Source organism: Brachybacterium sp. AOP25-B2-12 (assembly GCF_052378625.1).
Taxonomy (GTDB): Bacteria; Actinomycetota; Actinomycetes; order Actinomycetales; family Dermabacteraceae; genus Brachybacterium.
Genome location: NZ_JBQSXW010000009.1, coordinates 15,943 through 32,388, shown reverse-complemented (window position 1 = coordinate 32,388; position 16,446 = coordinate 15,943). Strand labels below are relative to the sequence as shown.

At 71.1% G+C, this 16,446-nt stretch carries 15 protein-coding genes; 9 read left to right on the top strand and 6 right to left on the bottom strand.

Translation table 11 applies throughout. The features are described from left to right. Nucleotides 1-40 precede the first annotated feature (40 nt). From msrA to ACT3TZ_RS08270, 6 genes are all read right to left on the bottom strand, one after another. The gene (gene msrA, locus ACT3TZ_RS08295; protein WP_444582932.1) at nucleotides 41-736 is read right to left on the bottom strand and encodes a peptide-methionine (S)-S-oxide reductase MsrA; all 696 of its coding nucleotides are present in this window, start codon (nucleotides 734-736) and stop codon (nucleotides 41-43) included. A gap of 126 nt (nucleotides 737-862) precedes the next feature. Further along, nucleotides 863-2,143: a THUMP-like domain-containing protein gene (locus ACT3TZ_RS08290; RefSeq protein WP_444582931.1), complete on the bottom strand. Its 1,281-nt coding sequence runs from the start codon at nucleotides 2,141-2,143 to the stop codon at nucleotides 863-865. Then, nucleotides 2,140-3,168 carry an NADP-dependent oxidoreductase gene (locus ACT3TZ_RS08285; protein WP_444582930.1) on the bottom strand — a complete coding sequence of 343 codons (1,029 nt, stop codon included), beginning with the start codon at nucleotides 3,166-3,168 and terminating at the stop codon, nucleotides 2,140-2,142. Before ACT3TZ_RS08285 ends, ACT3TZ_RS08290 begins: the two co-directional genes overlap by 4 nt. Continuing rightward, on the bottom strand, nucleotides 3,165-3,974 hold the full coding sequence (locus ACT3TZ_RS08280) for a family 1 encapsulin nanocompartment shell protein (RefSeq protein ID WP_444582929.1): 810 nt from the start codon (nucleotides 3,972-3,974) through the stop codon (nucleotides 3,165-3,167). Before ACT3TZ_RS08280 ends, ACT3TZ_RS08285 begins: the two co-directional genes overlap by 4 nt. Next, nucleotides 3,971-5,191: a Dyp-type peroxidase gene (locus tag ACT3TZ_RS08275; RefSeq protein ID WP_444582928.1), complete on the bottom strand. Its 1,221-nt coding sequence runs from the start codon at nucleotides 5,189-5,191 to the stop codon at nucleotides 3,971-3,973. Before ACT3TZ_RS08275 ends, ACT3TZ_RS08280 begins: the two co-directional genes overlap by 4 nt. An 87-nt stretch (nucleotides 5,192-5,278) precedes the next feature. Further along, nucleotides 5,279-5,590: a hypothetical protein gene (locus ACT3TZ_RS08270; protein WP_444582927.1), complete on the bottom strand. Its 312-nt coding sequence runs from the start codon at nucleotides 5,588-5,590 to the stop codon at nucleotides 5,279-5,281. Nucleotides 5,591-5,802: 212 nt separating this feature from the next. Here ACT3TZ_RS08270 and ACT3TZ_RS08265 point away from each other — a divergent pair, with 212 nt between their 5' ends. The 9 genes from ACT3TZ_RS08265 to groL all read left to right on the top strand — a co-directional run bounded on the left by ACT3TZ_RS08265 (nucleotide 5,803) and on the right by groL (nucleotide 16,416). Then, nucleotides 5,803-6,795, top strand: a complete 993-nt coding sequence (locus tag ACT3TZ_RS08265) for an ABC transporter permease (protein WP_444582926.1) — start codon at nucleotides 5,803-5,805, stop codon at nucleotides 6,793-6,795. 4 nt (nucleotides 6,796-6,799) lie between these two features. Continuing rightward, complete coding sequence (locus ACT3TZ_RS08260; RefSeq protein ID WP_444583025.1) at nucleotides 6,800-7,795, top strand: ABC transporter permease; 996 nt, start codon at nucleotides 6,800-6,802, stop codon at nucleotides 7,793-7,795. A 9-nt stretch (nucleotides 7,796-7,804) separates the two neighbouring features. Then, entirely contained in the window at nucleotides 7,805-9,568 is a 1,764-nt protein-coding gene (locus ACT3TZ_RS08255) for an ABC transporter ATP-binding protein (protein ID WP_444582925.1), read from the top strand. Nucleotides 9,569-9,658: 90 nt separating this feature from the next. Next, the gene (locus ACT3TZ_RS08250) at nucleotides 9,659-11,371 is read left to right on the top strand and encodes an ABC transporter family substrate-binding protein (RefSeq protein WP_444582924.1); all 1,713 of its coding nucleotides are present in this window, start codon (nucleotides 9,659-9,661) and stop codon (nucleotides 11,369-11,371) included. 89 nt (nucleotides 11,372-11,460) lie between these two features. Beyond that, nucleotides 11,461-12,348 (top strand): hypothetical protein, encoded by an 888-nt coding sequence (locus ACT3TZ_RS08245; protein ID WP_444582923.1) that lies wholly within the window; start codon nucleotides 11,461-11,463, stop codon nucleotides 12,346-12,348. After that, a complete protein-coding gene (locus ACT3TZ_RS08240) occupies nucleotides 12,348-13,082 on the top strand; it encodes a GAP family protein (RefSeq protein WP_444582922.1) in 735 nt (244 codons plus the stop codon). The genes ACT3TZ_RS08245 and ACT3TZ_RS08240 overlap by 1 nt, the downstream gene beginning before the upstream one ends. A gap of 209 nt (nucleotides 13,083-13,291) precedes the next feature. Continuing rightward, nucleotides 13,292-14,152: a metallophosphoesterase family protein gene (locus ACT3TZ_RS08235; RefSeq protein WP_444582921.1), complete on the top strand. Its 861-nt coding sequence runs from the start codon at nucleotides 13,292-13,294 to the stop codon at nucleotides 14,150-14,152. A gap of 369 nt (nucleotides 14,153-14,521) precedes the next feature. Then, nucleotides 14,522-14,818 carry a co-chaperone GroES gene (gene groES / locus ACT3TZ_RS08230; RefSeq protein WP_444582920.1) on the top strand — a complete coding sequence of 99 codons (297 nt, stop codon included), beginning with the start codon at nucleotides 14,522-14,524 and terminating at the stop codon, nucleotides 14,816-14,818. Between the two features lie 14 nt (nucleotides 14,819-14,832). Continuing rightward, nucleotides 14,833-16,416, top strand: a complete 1,584-nt coding sequence (gene groL / locus ACT3TZ_RS08225) for a chaperonin GroEL (RefSeq protein ID WP_444582919.1) — start codon at nucleotides 14,833-14,835, stop codon at nucleotides 16,414-16,416. Nucleotides 16,417-16,446 lie beyond the last annotated feature (30 nt).

Sequence of the window (16,446 nt, the reverse complement as noted above, 5' to 3'; positions counted from 1 at the left end):
CGGACCAACGGGGACGGCTCAGAGAGGTCGGCCCGGCGCGTCAGCCCAGCGAGCAGGCCACGCCGTTGAACCCGTGGTTGCAGTAGCCGTGGGGGTGGGTCGCGAGGTACTGCTGGTGCTCGGGCTCGGCCGTGTAGTAGTGGCCGTCGCCGGTCTCGGAGAGCGGCTCGAGCTCGGTGGTGATCCGGCCGCGGCCCGCCGCGGTCAGGGCCTCCTGGTAGCGCCGCGCGCTGTCGCGGACCACCTCGCCCTGGGCGGGGGTGGTCCAGTAGACGGCCGAGCGGTACTCGGTGCCCACGTCGTTGCCCTGGCGCATCGCGGTGGTGGGGTCGTGCTGTTCCCAGAACTGCTCGAGGATCCGGCGCAGGGTCTCCTCGCCGCCCTCGTAGATCACGCGCACGGCCTCAGTGTGCCCGGTGCGTGCCGAGAACACCTCTTCGTAGGTGGGGTGGGCGGTGAAGCCGCCGGCGTATCCCGCCGACGTCGTCACGACGCCGGGGATCTGCCAGGCCACGCGTTCGATGCCCCAGAAGCAGCCGCCGGCCAGGATGATCTCCTCGGCGCCGCGCGGCCATGGCCGCGGGTTCTCCGGTGCGTCCGGGCCCAGCATGTCGGTGCCCAGCACCGCGTGCTCGCGGCGCAGGGGATAGGGGTAGTGCACGCGGCCGGGCAGGGCGTCCTCGCGCGCGACCATCTGCTTCTTGTGGGCGTTCAGCACATCCATGATCTGCCACATGGCGCACACGCTAGACCCGCGGCCGGAGGGGCGCCGCGACGCACGTCACGCGTCCGCGATCAGCGCAACGTGCGGACCCGGAGCCCGGACGTCCGCAGGGCGGTCCGAGCGGTGCTCCGTGCCCCGTCAGGGGCGGCGGTGGGGGCTGGCGACGATCACGCTCTGCACGCCGGCGATCCGCGTGAGGATCAGGGTCGCCTCGCCGTCGCCGAACCGTCGTGGCCGCAGCCGGCGGCGCAGCTCCTCCGGCTCGACGGCGGTTCCGCGCTTCTTGATCTCCAGGCGGCCCAGGTGGTGCTCGCGCAGGTAGGACGTGAGGCGCTTGAGGCCGAACGGCAGGACGTCGCGCACCGCGTACCCATGGGCGAAGGGCGTGGTGAGCGCGCGCTCGGTGGTGAGGTAGGCGATCGTCGGGTCGATCGTGTGCGCGTCGAGGTCCGCCGCGAGCCGACCCAGCAGTCCCGCCCGGATCACCGCGCCGTCCGGCTCGTAGACGTGCGCGCCGAGCGGCCCGGGGATCGGGTCCGCGACGGCGGAGCGGTCGTCCAGGGCGCGGGCGCCGTCCCGGCCGATGACGACGGCGCTGCGGGTCACGCCCGGGGTCGCGAGCGGACCGAACCAGCAGTCGGCCTCGAGCACCTGGCCGTGCCAGGAGAGCCACTGGGTCTCGGTGCCCGCGGGGAGGTCCTCGTGGGCGATCCCCGGGCCCAGCTTGGTGCCCAGCGGCCCGTCGAGGCCGTCCCGGCCGAGCCGCCGCGCGAGGTCGATGACGGCCGACAGCGGCGGGGAGTACTGCTCGGGGTCGTGGAGGCGGTGGCCGCCGCCGCGCTCGGTGCGCCGTGCGGGATCCGTCCACACGCCCCGTCCGTCGGCCCGCGCCGCGGCGACGTCGAAGCCCTCGACGGTGCCCAGCTCGGCGCGGGCCTCCGGGAAGGGGCGCAGGTTCACGGTCGCGACGGCGACGGTCACGGGGTCGCGGTCCACGGCCAGGACGTCCAGACCCAGCGCCGCGGCGGCCATCGCGTCCCCGCCGATCCCGCACCCGAGGTCCGCGATCGCACCGATCCCGGCGGCGCGGAACCGCTGGGCGTGGCGCGCCGCCAGGGGGAGCCGGGTGGCCTGCTCGAGGCCCTGGGGCGTCAGGAGCATCTGCTCGGCGAACTCCCCGAACTTGTCCCGGGCCTGGACGCGCAGCCGCGCCTGCGTCAGCGCCGCCGCGACGAGCTCGGGATCGTGCCCCTGGGCGCGCAGGCGCGCCCCGACCGCCAGGGCATCGGCCTCGAGGTAGGGCGGCAGGGACTCCAGCAGGGCCCAGCCAGCCGGGTCGAGCACGCGCGCCAGTCCGGCCGCGAACGCGTCCTGGGCGGGATCCTCGGATCGCGGGGTCCCGGTCCCGGCGTCCCTCACAGGGCCAGCACGATCTTGCCGCGCGTGTGGCCGTCCTCGAGGAGCTCGTGGCCGCGTGCGATCTCCGTGAGCGGCAGCACCGCGCTGACCTCGAGCGGGATCCGCCCGGAGGCCAGGTCTCGGGCCAGCTCGTCGAGGACCTCGCGGGTGGGGGAGATCGCCGGGATGTGCGCCTCGATGCCGCGCTCGGTGGCGGGGGTGAGGTCGGCCAGGGTGGGCAGCACGACGATGCGTCCGTCCGGGGCCAGCAGGTCCAGCGAGGGCAGGAACGTCGAGAAGTAGTGGGTGTCGATGACGACGTCGACGCCCTTGCCGTCGGTCGACTCGCGGATCACCTCGCGCCAGTCCGCGTCGTCGTAGGGGATCGGGGTCGCGCCCAGCTCCGCGATCCGCAGGGCGTTCTCGGAGCGACCGGTGGCCCAGACGCGCCCGGCTCCGGCGGCCACGAGCAGCGGCACGATGATCTGCCCGACGCCCCCGCTGCCGCCGTGCACCAGCACGGTGTCCCCGGGGGCGACGTGGGCGAGCTCGACGGCGGCACGGGCCGTGAGGCCGGCGAGCGCGAGCCCGCCGTAGGGGACGAGGTCCACGGTCGTCGCGCCGGGCGTGCCGCCGGCCCGCGGGCCGAGGGGGAGGGCGGGGGCGAGGTGCGCGGCGGGGATCGCGACGATCTCGGCGTCGGTGCCGCGCCAGTCGTCGGCCCCCCGCATCCCGAAGACGGGGGAGCCGACCGCGAGGCCCAGGGCCCCGAGGTCCACGCCCTCGCCGGCGGCCAGGACGGTGCCGCTCAGCTCACGGCCCAGGATCGCCGGCAGCTCCAGCTGCGAGGCCTTGGCGGAGGACCCGTCGCGCAGCTTGTGGTCCAGGGGGTTCAGCCCCGCATAGGCCACGCGCACGAGGATCTCGCCGGGGGCGGGAAGCGGGGTGGGCACCGTGTCGATGCGCAGGACCTCGGGTCCGCCGAAGGCGTGGATCCGCGCGGCGCGGATCGTCCCGGGCAGCTCCGGGGCCGCAGGAATCGTCATGCGGGATCCCCGAGGACGACGGCGGCCTCGGCGGTCGCGACGCGCACGGTGAGGGTCTCCTGGAGGTACAGGGTCACCGTCGCGTCGTCGTGGTGGAGATAGCCGATGGACAGGTCCTGGCCCAGGTGCAGCTCGTAGTCGCCGCCGCGGTCGGAGATGACGACCGGGCGATCCAGGGCCGGCGCCCAGATGATCTGTCCGTCCTTGAGCAGACGCTGAAGGTGCTCGCGGATCGGGTAGCCGTGGTCGACGGTCTCGGCGACCTGGGTGTAGGTCTCCGCGGGCAGGAACAGCACGTACGGGCCGTCGACGCCCACGAGGCGCAGGGCGCTCGTGGCCTGGGCGACGGCGTCCGGGAACTGGCGGATGTCCGCGGGCAGCGCGACGGGCGCATTGGTGCTGGCGGGGATGATCCCATCGATGCCGTCCGCGGACAGCCCGCCGAAGAGCACGCCGTCCTCGGCGCGGGCGATCTTCGCGGCGGCGTCCTTGACGGGCTGCCAATCGGCGTCGGAGGCGCCGCGGTCCACCGAGTCCACCTGCTCACGGTCCACGGTGAAGGGGACGCGCAGCTCGATCACGGGCAGGGTGATGCGACGGCGGCCGCGCACCCCCTCGACCCCGGGGTCGGTGGGGGCCAGGTGGCCGGTGCTCAGCGCGGCGAAGTCGAGGCCCGCGGCCTCGGGGACGTCGACCACGCGGCGTCCGGCGACGTTGCGGGTGAAGGTGCGGCGAGCCTCCTCCTCGATCTCCGACCAGGCGGCGGAGGAGATGGGGGCCAGGGAGCGGTGCAGGTTGGTGCTCATGAGGTGGGTGTGTCCTTTCGTGCGGAGCGGGACGGGGACCGGAGGCTGCCGATCCCGAGGTCGTGGGGGGTGTCGTCGGCCGCGGGCGCCGTCGCGGCGCCGGAGGTGTCGTCCGAAGTGCCCGCGGTCGGATCCGTCGGCGTCGGATCCAGGCCGAGCGCGACGTCGGGCGTGGTGGCGTCGTCGGCACCCGTGCGATCCGGTGCGCCCAGCACCTCGGCGCCCTCGGCGTGCTGGGGCACCGCCGGGATCTCGCCCGGGCCGGGCTCCGCGGCGGCGGGCGCGGGCAGCGCCAGGTCGTCGATGCCGTCGAGGAAGCCGAGGGTGGGCACGAAGAACAGGGCGCCGGTGACGGGCGTCGAGAAGTCGAGGATCCGGTCGTGGGTGCCCTCGGGTCGCCCGATGAACATGTTGTGCAGCATCTGCTCGGTGACCAGCGGATTGCCGGCGTAGCCGATGAAGTAGGTGCCGAACTCCGCGGAGCCGATCTCGCCGAAGGGCAGGTTGTCGCGCAGGATGTCGTGCTCGACGCCCTGCTCGTCGACGATGGTGGTCATCGCGACGTGGGAGTCGGTGGCCTTGAGGGCGTCTGGGATCTCGACGTCGTTGAGCTTGTAGCGGCCGATCACGCGCTCCTGCGCCTCGACGCTGAGGGACTGCCAGGCCTCCATGTCGTGCAGGTACTTCTGGACCACCACGTAGCTGGACCCGGCGTACTGCGCGTCGCGGTCGGGCTGGACGAGCGCCGAGGCGGCGGCGTCGTCCCCGATCGGGTTCGCGGTGCCGTCGACGAAGCCCAGCAGGTCGCGCTCGTCGTAGTAGGAGAAGCCGTGGACCTCGTCGACCACCGTCGCGTGCGCGCCGAGCTGCTGGGTCAGCAGCCACGCGTACTCGAAGCACATGTCCATGTGCGGTGCGCGCAGGTGGACCAGCACGTCCCCGGGCGTGGACGGCGCGGTGTGCACGGGCCCGCGGAACTCCGGCAGCGGGTGCAGGTCGCGGGGGCGCGGCAGGTCGATGCACCGGTCCCAGTACTCCGCGCCCAGGCCGATGGTGACCACCAGGTCGGTGCGGGGATTGCGGAAGGCCACGGACTTGGCGAGGTCCGAGGCGCCCGCGAGGACCGCGCGGACGGCGCGCTCGGAGCCGGGGGGCACGGTGAGGGTGAGGAACATGGCCGCTCGCGCCGGGGGAGCGATGACCTGCTGGGTGGGCACGGTGCTGGGCCTCCTGGTCCGTGGGGCGTCCGTGGGGTGGTTCCAGGGTATCGCCGGGGGCGGCCGCAGAGCGGTGGCGGTGACGCGTCAGTCGCGGCCGGGCAGCTCCAGCTGCCGGGCACGCGCTGACGCCTGTGCGCTGCGTGCCTCCTGCGTCCGGCGACGGTTCGCACTCAGCTTCCGCGCCCAGCCGACCGTGGTCACCCCGGCCGACGCCAGCCCGAGGCCCAGCGCGACGGCGAGGACCTCCCCGCTGTAGAGGAGTCCCCCGAGGAGCACCAGCAGGATCGTCGCGACGGCCACCGGCCAGGGGCCACGATTGCGATGACCCAGCAGGTCGGAGGCGATCACGCCCGCGGCGCACCCTCCGGCGAGCAGGGCCAGATGAACGAAGATCACGATTTGATGTTATCTCGGCTCAGGAGTTCGTACTGTGCCCCGTCACACCCCTGATCCGCTTACTGTGTTCGGACTGTCCTGCCGCAGGCGAACCCGGCGGCGGGACGAGGGCCCGCTGTCGGACGGATCGGAACGGTCCCTGGACGTGCCCTGTGAAACGATCCGCGATCCCGCGGAGAAGGAGAACGATCCGGTGATGCGAGCGGGTGGCCGTGCTTAGATTCATCATCCTGCGGACCCTGAACTACGTGGTGCTGACGTTCGTCGCCACGAGTTTCGCGTACCTCCTGGCGGCGTCGCTGATGCACCCGGAGTCGGTGATGTACCCCCCGATCGCGTCCAGGCCCCTGCCGCCGTCGACGATCCAGGCGTACCTCGACGCCCGCAACATCAACCCCGACACGCCGCTGTTCACCCGCTACGCGACGTGGCTCGGCGGGGTGCTCCACGGTGACCTCGGGGTCACGACGGGCACCAACAAGGTCATGAACCCGGTGCTGGACGAGTTCAAGAACCGCATCCCGATCAGCCTGCGGCTCATCGTCCTGGGCACCGTGATCGGTGTGGTCCTCGGGATCGTCCTGGGTCTGGTCTCGGCCGTCCGACGTCATTCCGTGGGGGACCGGATCGCGACGATCTTCTCGTTCCTCCTCCTCTCGCTGCCGACCGTCGTCGTCATCCTGCTCGTCCAGCAGCTCAACCAGCTCGTCAAGAACAGCACCGGGTTCGGGCTGCCGGCGCTGAACCCGGTCAACCCCCTGCTCGCCGAGGGGTCCTGGGCGTCGTTCTCGTACCAGGTCCAGGCGCTCGTGATGCCCACGATCGTGCTCGGTCTCTTCGGAGCCGCGTCGTACAGCCGCTACATGAAGGTCACCACCTTGGACGTCCTGGGCAGCGACTACCTGCGGACGGCGCGTGCGAAGGGACTGACGCGCTCGCAGTCCATGTGGCGCCACGGCCTACGCATGGCCCTGATCCCGATGGGGCAGTACCTCGCCTTCGCGGTCGGCGCGGCGTTCACCGGCTCCCTGTTCGTCGAGCTCATGTTCAACTGGCAGGGCATCGGGCGCTTCAGCGTCACGGCGATCCAACAGGCGGATGTCAACGGCACGGCCGCGGTCGTGCTGTACTCCGCGATCCTCACCCTGCTGTCGGCGACCTTCGCCGACATCCTCCAGGGCATCCTCGACCCCAGGATCCGGTGACGTGATGACGAACCCAGGTGGTTTCAACGCGGGCGATGCGGCCCGGAAGGTCGACGACACGAGCTCGGCAGCCGATCTCGTCGTCGTCGAGGCCAAGGGCGATGCCGTCGCCGTCGGCCAAGGCGCGGTGGGCAGGCCGCTCAGCCGGACCCAGCTCCTGCGCCGGAGGTTCCTCCGCAACGTGGGTGCGATCGTCGGCATGGTGATCGTGGCGGTCCTCGTGCTCCTGGCGATCTTCGCGCCGATGTTCTACCAGTACGGCCCGTTCGAGCGGGATCTCGCCAACACCCTCGCGGGCCCGTCGGTCTACCACTGGTTCGGCGTCGACGAGCAGGGCCTCGACGTCTTCGCGCGGACGATGCAGGGCCTGCGCATCTCGCTGGTCATCGGCGTGGGAACAGCGGTGCTGACCTCGGCCATCGCGATCGCCGTGGGAACGGTCGCGGGCTACGTGGGATCCTCCGGCCGGCTCGGCGCGTTCGCGGACACCGCGCTCGTCAACCTCATCAACCTGTTCCTGGTGATCCCGAGCCTGCTGCTCCTCATGCTGTTCAGCCCCGCTCTGCAGCGGGCGAGCTGGCTGTGGATCATCCCCCTGCTGGCGTTCTTCGGCTGGATGCTGACCGCTCGTGTGCTCCGCTCGATGACCCAGCAGCTGGTGCACACCGAGTACGTGCAGGCGGCGCGGTTCATGGGCGTGCCGCCGATCGTGACGATCTTCCGCCACGTGATCCCGAACGTCGCCAGCTGGATCATCATCGACACGACCCTGGGCATCGGTGCGGCCATCCTGGGGGAGACCGGGCTCTCCTTCATCGGGCTCGGCATCCAGTACCCGCAGGTGTCCCTGGGAACCGTGCTCCAGAGCTACAACATCGCGTTCCCCCACACCTGGATCCCCGCGGCGACCGTGCTGGCGCTGCTGGTCATCTCCATCAATCTCATGGGTGAAGCACTGCGCGACGCCCTCGATCCGACCAGCGGCTCCGGCCGCATCTGAGGTTCAACGATGTCGACACCCCTGCTCTCGGTCCGCGACCTCAGCGTCACCTTCCCCTCGGAGGCCGGCCCCGTCCATGCCGTGCAGAACCTGTCCTACGAGGTCCGCACGGGCGAGGCGCTCGCCATCGTCGGCGAATCCGGCTCCGGCAAGTCCGTGAGCTCCCTGGCCGTGATGGGCCTGCTCCAGGCCTCGGCATCGATCTCCGGGAGCATCTCGTTCGAGGGCAACGACATGCTGGCCATGAGCGACCACGAGCTCTCCCGCCTGCGGGGCGAGAAGATCTCGATGGTCTTCCAGGACCCGCTCTCGGCCCTGACCCCCGTGTTCACGATCGGCCGGCAGATCGCCGAGGTCATCAAGATCCACCACCCGACGATCTCCGAGAACGCCGCGCGTCTGCGAGCGATCGAGCTGCTGGACGCCGTGGGGATCCCGGAGCCGGCGCGCCGCTCCCGGCAGTACCCGCACGAGTTCTCGGGCGGCATGCGCCAGCGGACCGTGATCGCGATCGCGATCGCGAACGAACCGGATCTGATCATCGCCGACGAGCCCACCACCGCGCTGGACGTGACGGTGCAGGCCCAGGTGATGGACCTCCTCAAGACGGCGCAGCAGATGGTCGACGCGGCCACGATCCTCATCACGCACGACCTCGGCGTCGTGGCGGGCTTCGCCGACCGCGTGCTGGTCATGCAGAACGCGCGGGAGGTCGAGACCGGCGACGTCGAGCACATCTTCTACGAACCCCAGCAGCCGTACACCCAGCGTCTCCTCGCGGCCGTGCCGCGCATCGACACCGTCAGCCGACGGGACGAGATCGGACCCGTCGATCTCGCGGATCCCGAGTCCGTGGCCCATGCACGTCGCGCCGCCCGTGCGGTGGACCTGGGCACGCGCGACCTCTCCGCGCGGCCGACGGTGCTCGAGGTCGCCGATCTGCGCAAGACGTACCCCATCACCAAGGGCGCTCTCGTGCGCAGGAAGGTCGGCGTGCAGAAGGCCGTCGACGGGATCTCGTTCGACGTGCACGAGGGCGAGTGCTTCGCCCTCGTCGGCGAGTCCGGCTGCGGCAAGACCACGACCCTCATGGAGATCATGAACCTGCGGGCTCCCGAGGAGGGCACGATCCGCATCAACGGGACGGACACGTCCGCCCTGACGCGTGCGGAGCGTTCGCGTCTGCGCTCGGACGTCTCGATCGTCTTCCAGGACCCGATGGCATCGCTGGATCCCCGGATGCCGATCGGCGACATCCTCCGCGAGCCCATGCGCGTCCAGGGCTACGACACCAAGCGGATGGACGACCGGGTCAGCTGGCTCCTGGACACCGTGGGACTTCAGCCGGAGCACGCCATGCGCTTCCCGACGGAGTTCTCCGGCGGCCAGCGCCAGCGGGTGGGCGTCGCCCGCGCCCTCGCATGCGAGCCCAAGCTCGTGATCCTGGACGAGCCCACGAGCGCCCTGGACGTGACGATCCAGGCCGGCATCCTGACCCTGCTCGGGGATCTCAAGCGTCGGCTCGGGGTCAGCTATCTCTTCGTCTCCCACGACCTCTCGGTCGTGGCCAACATCTCCGATCGGATCGCGGTCATGTACCGCGGGAGGATCGTCGAGGTCGGAAGCACCGCGGAGGTCTTCGAGAACCCGCGGCATCCGTACACGAAATCCCTCCTGTCGGCGGCCCCCGTCCCCGATCCCCGGATCGAGAGGACCAAGGAACGGGTCGTCTTCGACAGGGCGGCGTTCGACGAGGAGGCCGCCGGTGTCTAGGCGCCGGGCCCCCTCGAGCCATCCCCTCCCCACCACAACCACCATGCGCGTCGGGAAATCCTCGGCGGAACGCGAATGAAGGAGAACACCATGCGATTCACTCGACGCACAGTCCTCGGGGCCTCGGCTCTCTCTGTCGTGGCCCTCGCAGGCTGCAGCCAGGCCGGCAGCGGCTCCGGCGCGGGCGGCAGCGACGGCGGCGGCACGGCGGTCGCCTCCGACGAGAACGACATCAACGCCAAGAAGCGCGGCGACCTCGGCGAGGGCGGCGTGCTGCGCCTGACCAACAACGCCTTCCCGGCCAACTGGAACCCGTGGCACGTCGACGGCAACGAGGCCAACACCAAGGAGATCCTCGAGACACTTCTCCCGTCGCTCACCAAGTCCGACGCCAAGGCCGCCGTCTCGGCCGACCCGACCTACGCCAAGCGTCTCGAGCTGGTGTCCGAGGATCCCCAGGTCATCGAGATCGAGCTGGCCGAGGGCCTGAAGTGGTCCGACGGCACCGCCATCGACTACAAGAGCATCGCCAACGCCTTCAACACGCTCAACGGCTCGAACGAGGCCTACGAGCTGGCGTCCTCCGAGGGCTACGACAAGGTCGAGAAGGTCGAGCCCGGGGACAACGACCTCACCGCGAAGATCACCTTCAAGGAGAAGTACGCGGACTGGATCGGACTGGCGACGGTGATGCCCGACGCCCTGGCCGCGAGCCCGGAGGCGTTCAACACCTCGTGGGTCGACGGCCCCAAGGTCACGGCCGGCCCGTTCAAGATCGGCAAGATCGATGCCGCCAACAAGACCGTGCTGGTCGAGCCGGACGAGAACTGGTGGGGCGACAAGCCCTTCCTGAAGCAGGTCCTGTGGACCACGATCGAGGACCCGTCGGCTGCGGCGACCTCGTACCAGAACGGCCAGCTCGACGCGATCAACACGACGGTCGCGGCCACCTACACGGTCCTCCAGGCCCTGGTGGGCAAGGGTTCGGAGCTGCGCCGCTCGGCGGGCCCGGACTGGACGCACCTGACCCTCAACGGCGGCGAGGGCCGCGTGCTGAACGACGTCAACGTCCGCAAGGCGCTGTTCCAGGGCATCAACCGCAAGGACACCTTCGAGTCCGTGACCTCGGCGCTGCCCTACCCCAAGGACACCGAGCAGCTCAACAACCACATCCTGGTGACCAACCAGGAGGGCTACAAGGACAACGCCGGGGATCTGGGGAAGTTCGACGTCGACGCCGCGAAGAAGCACCTCGAGGCGGCCGGGTACACGATCGAGAACAATCAGGCGACCAAGGACGGCAAGCAGCTCGAGATCACCTACGTCTACAACGACGGCTCCAAGACCAACGAGGCCGTCGTGCCCGTCGTCCAGGAGAACCTCGAGGCCATCGGCGTGAAGCTGAACGTCCAGAAGGTCCCGCCGACGGACCTGTTCGCCAAGTACATCTCCGCCGGCGAGTACGACATCACGCTCTTCGGGTGGAACGGCACGCCGTACCTCTCGGGCAGCGACAACGTGTGGAAGGAGAAGGGCGTCTCGAACTTCGCGCAGAACGGCAGTGCCGATCTCGATGCGAAGCTCGACGAGGTCGCCACCGAGTTCGACCACGACAAGCGTCTCGATCTCGCCAACGAGGCCGACGCGCTGATCTGGGCCGAGGCCAACACGATCCCGCTCTGGCAGTCCTACGACTTCTACATCCAGAACAAGGATCTCGCGAACTTCGGCGCAGCCGGGTTCGAGAGCATCGACTGGACGCTCGTCGGCTACGTCAAGGGCTCGGACAAGCTGAACGGCTGAGTCCCGAGCACTCCGGGAAGGGCGCGATCCACCAGGGTCGCGCCCTTCCGCGCGTCCGACGGCCGCGCGGAGCACGCGATACTTGCCCGATGCGCTCCTCGTCCTCCGTCCCCACGATCCCGTGGGCCGAGCACGGTGCGGACCTCGCCGCCCTCCTGGCCGCGCACGCCAGGACCGCGACCCGGCGGCTCGGCCCCGAGGTGTCCGGCGCCGTGCTCGCACGTCCGTGCCGGGCCCCACGCGCCGCATCGGGGGCCACTGCGGCGGGCGAGCGGGTCCTCGATGAGGGGGCGGTCCTCACCCCGGCGGTGATGGGGATGCTCGTCGCGCTCGGCATCATGGAAGTGGCCGTCCACGAGCCCTTCGAGGTCCTCGTGGTGTCGGGCGCTCATGCGGCGACCGCCGCGGCCTGCGGTGCATCGCTGCGTGCCGCCGGAGCGGCCGTCACGACGATCGGGGAGGACAGGCTCGCCGACCCGGGGGACCGCACGTCCGAGGAGCTCGGGGCTGCCGACCTCCTGGTCACCATCGGGCATGCGGAGGACCCCTTACGGACGCGGGGCCTCGGGGTCGATGCCGGGCTGATCCGGGTGCGCCTCGCCCAGGAGCCCGGAGGGATCCAGGGGATCGGCACCCTCTCGACGGGGACCCGGCACCTCGCCCGGGTCGACCTGCCCGCCGATCCCGTGGCCGCCCTCGTCGTCTGCGAGACGCTCCTGCGGCCCACGCTGCGCGGGCCGAGTCCGACCCGGTTCCGACTCCCGCTGCGCACAGATGACCCGATCGTCTCGGCGGCGGGCCTGCGCACCGCCCTGGCCACGCGCGTGCTCCCGTCCGGGTCCCTGAGGGCCGTCGGCCCCTCTCTCGCCGCGTTCGCCCGTGCCGACGCCCTCGCCGTGATCCCCGAGGAGACCACCGAGGTCCGTGACGGCGATCTCCTGGACGTCTCGCTCCTGCCCGCCCGGGGGGTCCTGTGATGTCCCAGCTCCTGCCGCTCCTCGCCGCCTCCGCGTCCCTGCTGGGACTGGGCCTGGTCATGGGGACCAGCCCGACGCTCTACGCCATCGTGATCCGTCTGCTCACCACGTCGCCGCGCGCGTTCCCGGCGGTGCGCTGGGTGCTGCTGGGCGTGGCGCTGGGCACGACGGTGCTGCTGCTCCTGTTCCGCGTGGTGGATCCCCGCACGCTGACCGCAGCGCTGCGCAGCGACACCGAGAAGCTGCTCGTGAGCTCGGGGATCGACCTCCTCGCGGGTCTCGTGTTCCTCGCCTTCGGGATCCGGGCGCTGCTGCGGCTGCGCCGGCCGCGGCGCGAGCATCGTCCCAGTGCCCCGGCAGGGGTCGAGCACGAGCAGCGACCGTGGCGCCTGGTGCTGCTGGGCGGGGCCAACGCCATGATCGGCGTCAGCGGCATGGCCACCATGTACGTCACGGGCCGTGTCATCACGGGAGCCAGCCACGATTTCGCGATCCAGACCCTGCTGTACGCGGTGTTCCTCGTGATGGTCCTGGGCCCGTACGTCGCCCTGACCCTCGCCTGGGAGCGGTTCCCGGCCTTCGCGCACCTCATCACCCGCATGCTCGACCGGATCTCGACGGCGGACACCCGCCCGCTGCTGGCCGCAGGCCTGCTCGTGGCCGCCGTCGCGTTCCTCGCGCTGGGGCTGTGGGGGCACGGACACCTCCCGGCGCTCCTTGAACGGGTCCTCTGAGGCGGACCGCCCGGAGCCCGGTCGCACCGGCGTCGGTGGTCCGGCCGTGGAGGGTGCGCCACCCCGCCCCGGCCCGTCGACGCCGCGGTGCGTCACCCCGTCCCCGCCATCGGTGCCCCCATCGGCCCGCCCGTCGACGCGCAGTGCCCACGTCCTGCCCGTCACCGGACGGTCACCCCGACGCCACCTGGGCGGCCTACCGTGGCCCGATGCGCATCCTCCAGCTCACCGACACCCATCTCTACGGCGATCCCGCCGCCCGCCACTACGGCCGCATCGACAGCCACGCCGCCCTGGTCTCGGTGCTCGACCGCCTCGCCGGGCTCGAGGACGTGGACCTCGTCCTGCACACCGGTGACGCCTCGGAGGATGGCACGGCGGAGAGCTACCGCCGGCTGCACGCGCTCCTGGACCCCTTCGCGGCCGCGCTCGGCGCGCCCCTCCTCGTGACGATGGGCAACCACGACGTCTCCGCGGAGTACCGCGCGCTGGTCGGTCCCGGCGACCACGGCGGCGACGCGCAGGACCGCACGCGCATGCTCGCCTCGGGGCTGCAGGTGATCGTGCTGGACTCCAGCGTCCCGGGAGCCGGCTACGGGCACCTCGATCCCGAGCAGCTGACCTGGCTCGCCGCCCAGCTGGCCCGGCCGGCCCCCGGCGGCACGGTGCTCGCGATCCACCACCCGCCGCTCGTGGCCGCGACCCGCCTGCTGCGGGGCCTGGACCTGGACGGCCTCGACGAGCTGGCCGACGTGCTCGACGGATCGGACGTGCGGGCCGTCCTGTCGGGGCACTACCACCACGAGATGACCGGCGAGATCGCCGGGATCCCCGTGCACGTGGCCCCCGGCACCACCAACGTCGTGGACCCGCTGGCCGCGGGAGGCCAGGAGAGCGCGCTGCCTCTGTCGGGCGCGAGCATGCTGGAGCTGCCCGAGGGCGGGGGAGCGCCGATCGTGACCACCTCGGTGTGGCCCAACGCGGGGGACGTGCTGGGGGAGCCGGCCACCCCCGTCTACGCCTTCGGCGCCGCCCAGGTGGAGGCGATCGTCGCCGACGCCGGACGCTGATCCGGCCCATCCGGCCCATCCGGCGCTCCGGACGCCCCCGACCCGAGCTCCTGAGGCCCTCGTCCCGAACTCCGGAGGCCGCTCGCGCGGCGGCCGGGGACCCGGGGGGCTGCGGCGCATCCGCGAGTGCCCTGCGCCCTGGGCGAACACCCCCGTGACGCTGGTTGGCACTCACCTTGCACGAGTGCCAGGACGGTCCTAGAGTGAGCCGTGTTGGCAGTCACCCGGCCCGAGTGCCAGGTGCCCGCCGCGCGGGTCCCGTCCGGGCCGGCACCGCGACGACGGTCCAGACATCCGGGTCCCGCAATCCGAGAACTCCCTGGTCTCGCAGCATCGCGCGAGTCCACCCAACACGAAGGAGTGAGCCGCATGTCGGTCTCCATCAAGCCCCTCGAGGATCGCGTCGTCGTCCAGCCGACCGAGGCCGAAGAGGTCACCGCCTCCGGTCTGGTCATCCCCGACTCCGCCAAGGAGAAGCCCCAGGAGGGCACCGTCGTCGCCGTCGGCGAGGGCCGCTTCGACGACAAGGGCCAGCGCGTCCCGGTCGACGTCAAGGTCGGCGACAAGGTCGTCTACTCCAAGTACGGCGGCACCGAGCTGACCTACGCCGGCCAGGACTACCTGATCCTCGGCTCGCGCGACATCCTCGCGATCGTCGAGAAGTGAGGGTCTGAGCACCTATGCCTAAAGAGATCATCTACGACGAGGACGCCCGTCGCGCCCTCGAGCGCGGTGTCGACAAGCTCGCCAACACCGTCAAGGTGACGCTGGGCCCCAAGGGCCGCAACGTCGTGCTCGACAAGAAGTGGGGCGCCCCCACGATCACCAACGACGGCGTCACCATCGCCCGCGAGATCGAGCTCGAGGACCCCTTCGAGAACCTCGGCGCCCAGCTCGCCAAGGAGGTCGCCACCAAGACGAACGACGTCGCCGGTGACGGCACCACCACCGCCACCGTCCTGGCCCAGGCGCTCGTGCACGAGGGACGTCGCAACGTCACCTCGGGCGCCGCTCCCGCCGGCGTCAAGCGGGGCATCGAGGCCGCGGTCGAGGCCGTGTCCGACAAGCTCGCCGAGATCGCCATCGCGATCGACTCCAAGGAGCAGATCGCGGACGTCGCGGCCGTCTCCAGCCAGGACCGCGAGATCGGCGAGCTGCTCGCCGAGGCATTCGACAAGGTCGGCAAGGACGGCGTCATCACGGTCGAGGACTCCTCGACCGCAGAGACGGCGCTCGAGTTCACCGAGGGCATGCAGTTCGACAAGGGCTTCATCTCCCCGTACTTCGTGACCGACGCGGATCGCCAGGAGGTCGTCCTCGAGGACGCCTCGATCCTGCTCAGCCAGGGCAAGGTCTCCTCCGTGCAGGACCTCCTGCCGCTGCTCGAGAAGGTCATCGAGACCAAGAAGCCGCTGCTGATCATCGCCGAGGACGTCGACGGCGAGGCCCTGTCCACGCTGGTCGTCAACAAGATCCGCGGCACCTTCCAGGGTGCGGCCATCAAGGCGCCCGCCTTCGGCGACCGCCGCAAGGCGATGCTCCAGGACATCGCGGTGCTCACCGGCGCCCAGGTCATCACCCCCGATCTCGGCCTCGAGCTGAAGACCGCGGGCCTGGACGTGCTGGGCACGGCCCACCGCGTGGTCATCACCAAGGACACCACCACGATCGTCGGCGGCGCCGGCGACCAGGAGAACGTGTCCGACCGGGTCGCGCAGATCCGAGCCGAGATCGCGAACTCCGATTCGGACTGGGACCGCGAGAAGCTCCAGGAGCGCCTCGCCAAGCTGTCCGGCGGCGTGTCCGTCATCAAGGTCGGCGCCCACACCGAGGTCGAGGCCAAGGAGAAGAAGATGCGCATCGAGGACGCGGTCTCCGCGACCCGCGCTGCCATCGAGGAGGGCATCGTGGCCGGTGGCGGAAGCGCCATCGTCCAGGCGGCCTCCGTCCTGTCCGACGACCTCGGCCGGACCGGTGACGAGGCCGTGGGCGTGCGCGCCGTGGCCAAGGCCGTCGCCGAGCCGCTGCGGTGGATCGCCGAGAACGCGGGCTACGAGGGCTACGTCGTCGTCGAGAAGGTCCGTGAGGAGAAGACCGGTCACGGTCTGAACGCCGCGACCGGCGAGTACGTCGACCTGGTCGCCGCCGGGATCATCGACCCCGTGAAGGTGACGCGCAGCGCCCTGCGCAACGCGTCCTCGATCGCGGCCCTGGTCCTGACGACCGAGACCCTCGTGGTCGAGAAGAAGGAGGACGAGGACTGACCTCCCGTCCCTCCGCCTGATCGCGACGCC